Here is a 4230-nt window from a genome sequence, read left to right on the forward strand (position 1 = left end):
GGGTTGGGGGTGGGGGTTCACGCGGCTCGGGCTGGCCTGGACCGCCACAGGCCGATCTGGACAACAAACGGAACTCCCAACGCATTCGCGCGCGGACGCGCGCAGACCCCTCCCCCTGCCCCCCTCCCGCAAGGGGAGGGGGGACAAGAAAGAAGCAGGCTCTGGTCCTTTCGAAAAAACCTCACTTGCGGGAGAGACTACGCGTTGAGCGAAGTCGCGAGGCCATCCGGCGATCACGGCCGGCTGCGCGCCGTCGCCGCCCTGTCGGCGCATTACGGGGTCAGCGGCATCCTGACTCCGTATCTGCCGGTGTGGCTGGCGGCGAGCGGGCTGGCCGCCGATGCGGTCGGCTGGACCATGGCCGCGGGCTTCGCCCTGCGCGCCGTCTGCATCCTCGGCTTCGGCATGGTCGCGACCCTGCTGCTGCCGGCCGGCGGCCTGGCCGCCGGCGCCGCCGTCTCCGCCGCGCTGGTGCTGGTCGCGGCCGCGCTGATCGCCGATCCCGGCACCATCGGCCTGCTGTCGGTCCTGGCGGTCGGACTCGTCTACGGCTCGATCCCGCTGATCGAGAGCTTCGCCAACACCGTGACCCTGCGCAGCGGCCACGGCTACGGCCGGATGCGCGCCTGGGGGTCCTTCGCCTTCATGGTCGGCAATGTCGGCATGGGGGCGCTGCTGGTCCTGCCGGACGGCGCCGCGCTGCTGCCCTTCATCACCGCGGGGCTGCTGCTGTGCCTGTGCCTGGCGGTGCTGGGCCCGACCTGGCAGCCGCCGACGCCGCGCCTCGACCCGCGTGCGGCCGCCGCGGCCCTGGCGGTGGCGGCGCCGCTGCTGGCCCCGGCCCTGCTGCTGCAGGCGTCGCACGCCTTCTACTATTCCTTCGGCACCCTGTGGTGGATCGACCATGGCGTCGCCAGGGGCAGCACCGGCATCGTCTGGGGCGCCGCCGTCGCCGCCGAGATCGTGGTCTACCGCTATGCCGCCCGACGGCTGGAGAAGATCGCGCCGGCGACGCTGCTGGCGATCTGCTGCGTGGTGGCCATCGGCCGCTGGCTGCTGCTGGCGGCCGACCCGCCCTTGGCCCTGATCATCCTCAGCCAGCTCGGCCACGCCATGACCTTCGGCGGCGCCTATCTGGCAGCCCAGACCGTGATCCGCACCCGGATCCGGCCGGAGCTGCACTACATGGCCCAGGCCGGCTACGCCTTCCTGACCACCTTCGTCGGCCTGGCCGGGACCACCGCGCTGATTCCCTGGGCGCTGCGCACCACCGGCGCCGATCCCTGGCTGCTGATGGCCGCGATCGCCGCGGCGGCGCTGGCCTGGCTGGGATTGTCCCGAATCGCCCGCCCTGCGCCATAGTGCTGCCGCGGTCACCGGACGGCTTCCGCGCATCGGCGAAGCAGGATACAACTCCGCCCGCCCGCCTGCCCTTGCCATCATCGAAAAGCAGATCGCGTGCCCGCCTCCAGATTGTCCGCGACCCGTGCCCTGGTCTACCTGGGCGCCTTCTGCCAACGCCGTGCGCCTTGGGTGATCGGCGCAGCGCTGGTGCTGTCGGTCTGCGCCGTGCTGGTGGTGATGCACCGCCTGTCGATCAACACCGACACCGGCACGCTGCTCGACCCCGACCTGCCCTGGCAGCAGGACAACGCCGCGCTCGACAAGGCGTTTCCGCAGAACATCGGCCTGCTGGCCATCGTCATCGACGGGCAGACGCCGGAGCTGGCGGAGTCCGCGGCCGTGCAGCTGACCAAGGCGCTGGCGGCGGAGCCGTCGCTGTTCAAGACCGTCCGCCGCCCGGATGGCGGGCCCTTCTTCGACCAGAACGGCATCCTGTTCCTGTCGCTGAAGGAGGTGCAGCAGACGGCGAACGACATCATCGCCGCCCAGCCGCTGCTCGGCGGCCTGGCCGCCGACCCGACGCTGCGCGGGCTGTTCGGCGTCCTCAATCTCGCCCTGCAGGGCGTGCAGATGGGCCAGGCCGAGCGGTCGCAGATGCAGCCGGCCTTCACCCGGATGGCGGCGACGATCGACGCCAACCTGACCTCCGACCACGTGGTCCAGCCGCTGTCCTGGCAGTCCCTGCTGTCCACGACCCCGCCCTCGCCGCGGTCCCTGCGCCGCTTCGTCCTGGCGCAGCCGGTGCTCGACTACGGCGCGCTCGAGCCGGGGGCGAAGGCCACCGGGTTCGTCCGAGCCACGGCGGAGGCGCTGCACCTGACCCCGGATTACGGCGTCACCGTGCGGCAGACCGGCAACATCCCGCTGAACGACGACCAGTTCGCCAGCGTCAGCGAAGGCATCGGCCTGTCGACCACGGTGTCGGTGGTGCTGGTGCTCGGGCTGCTGCTGCTGGCCCTGCGCTCCTTCACCATGACCGCGGCGATCATGGTCACGCTGTTCGTCGGGCTGCTGATGACAGCAGCCTTTGCTGCCCTGGCGGTGGGCGCCCTGAACCTGATCTCGGTCGCCTTCGCCGTGCTGTTCGTCGGCATCGCCGTCGATTTCGGCGTGCAGCTCTGCGTCGCCGTGCGGGCCAAGCGCACCACCGCGCCCAACATCTTCGCCGCCACCAACGCCGCCATCCGCCGCGTCGGCACCGCCCTGGTGCTGGCCGCGCTGTCCGCCGCCAGCGGCTTCTTCGCCTTCCTGCCGACCGATTATCGCGGCGTCTCCGAGCTCGGGCTGATCGCCGGCGTCGGCATGCTGATCGCGGTGGCGCTCAACCTGACGCTGCTGCCGGCCCTGCTGGCGGTGCTGCCGGTGCGGGCCGAGCCGCGCGAGGTCGGCTGGACGGAGCTGGCCCCGATCGACCGCTTCCTCCTGAAGTACCGGCGCTGGGTGCTGGCCGGCGGTGCGCTGCTGGCGCTGGGGTCGCTGGCGCTGATGCCGCGGCTGGCCTTCGACTTCAACCCGCTGAACCTGGTGGATCCGCGCTCCGAAGCCGCCTCGACGATGCTCGAGCTGATGCGGGACCCGCTGACCACGCCCAACACCATCGACATCCTGACCCCTTCGGTCGAGGCCGCGGCGGCGCTGACGCCGAAGCTGCAGGCCCTGCCCGAGGTCGACACCGTGCTGTCGCTGAACAGCTTCGTGCCCGGCGACCAGCAGGCCAAGCTGGCGGTCCTGTCCGACCTCGCCCTTCTGGTCGGCCCGGTCCTGGACGTTCCGGCGGTCGAGGACCAGCCCTCCGACGCCGCGGTGCGCGCCGCCGCCGCCAAGATCGCGGCGACCCTGCGGCAGATCGCGCCGGAGGCCGACAGCCCGGAGCGCCGCCTGGCCGACGGGCTGGACCGGCTGGCCAAGGCCGACGCCGCGACCGTGGCCCGGGTCGGCCAGGCGCTGCTGAACGGGCTGCCGACGACGCTGGACCGGCTGCGACTGCTGCTGTCGGCCCAGCCGGTGACCCTGGCCGACCTGCCGAAGGACCTGAGGGAGACCTGGGTCGCACCGGACGGCCAGGCCAAGCTGACGGTGTTCCCCAAGGGCAACGCCGCCGACAACGCCGTGATGGAACGCTTCGTCAACGCGGTCCGCGCCGTCGCGCCGCATGCCACCGGGACGGCGGTGACGATCCAGGAATCGAGCCGGACCATCGTCGGCGCCTTCATCACCGCCGGCATCCTGGCGACCGTGATGATCGCGCTTCTGCTCGCGGTCGCGCTGCGCCGGCTGCGCGACGTGCTGCTGGCGCTGACGCCGCTGCTGCTGGCCGGCCTCATGACGCTGGCGGCCACCGTCGTCACCGGCCTGCCGATCAACTTCGCCAACATCATCGCCCTGCCGCTGCTGCTCGGGGTCGGCGTCGCCTTCGACATCTACTTCGTCGTGAACTGGCGGGCCAGGCGCGGCGAGCCGCTGCAATCCAGCACCACCCGCGCCATCGTGTTCAGCGCGCTCACCACCGGCTCGGCCTTCGGCAGCCTGTGGCTTTCGCCCCATCCCGGCACGGCCGGGATGGGCGAGCTGCTGACGATCGAGCTGCTGTTCACCCTGTTCGCCGTGCTGGTGTTCATGCCGGCCCTGCTGGGCCCGCCCGCGCCATTGCCGCGCCATCGTCCGGCCTCATCGTGAAGCCAGGCTTCACGGAGCGTCCGGATCAGGCCCGGTGACGGCCCGGCCGGACAGGACTAGGACGAATCGACATTCAGCGCAACCAGAGGATGACGGCGGCGAGATGGATGAAGGCCATGTAGTGAGCGGCGCGTCGGTCGTATCGTGTGG

2 protein-coding genes are annotated in these 4230 nt (G+C 71.5%); both read left to right on the top strand.

Features of this window, described 5'->3' with window-relative positions; translation table 11 throughout:
• Positions 1–204 precede the first annotated feature (204 nt).
• The gene (locus ACFW16_RS35810; RefSeq protein WP_380313877.1) at positions 205–1362 is read left to right on the top strand and encodes an MFS transporter; all 1158 of its coding nucleotides are present in this window, start codon (positions 205–207) and stop codon (positions 1360–1362) included.
• Positions 1363–1458: 96 nt separating this feature from the next.
• The gene (locus ACFW16_RS35815) at positions 1459–4080 is read left to right on the top strand and encodes an MMPL family transporter (RefSeq protein ID WP_380313878.1); all 2622 of its coding nucleotides are present in this window, start codon (positions 1459–1461) and stop codon (positions 4078–4080) included.
• Positions 4081–4230 lie beyond the last annotated feature (150 nt).

Source organism: Inquilinus sp. NPDC058860, from assembly GCF_042743185.1.
Lineage (GTDB): Bacteria > Pseudomonadota > Alphaproteobacteria > DSM-16000 > Inquilinaceae > Inquilinus.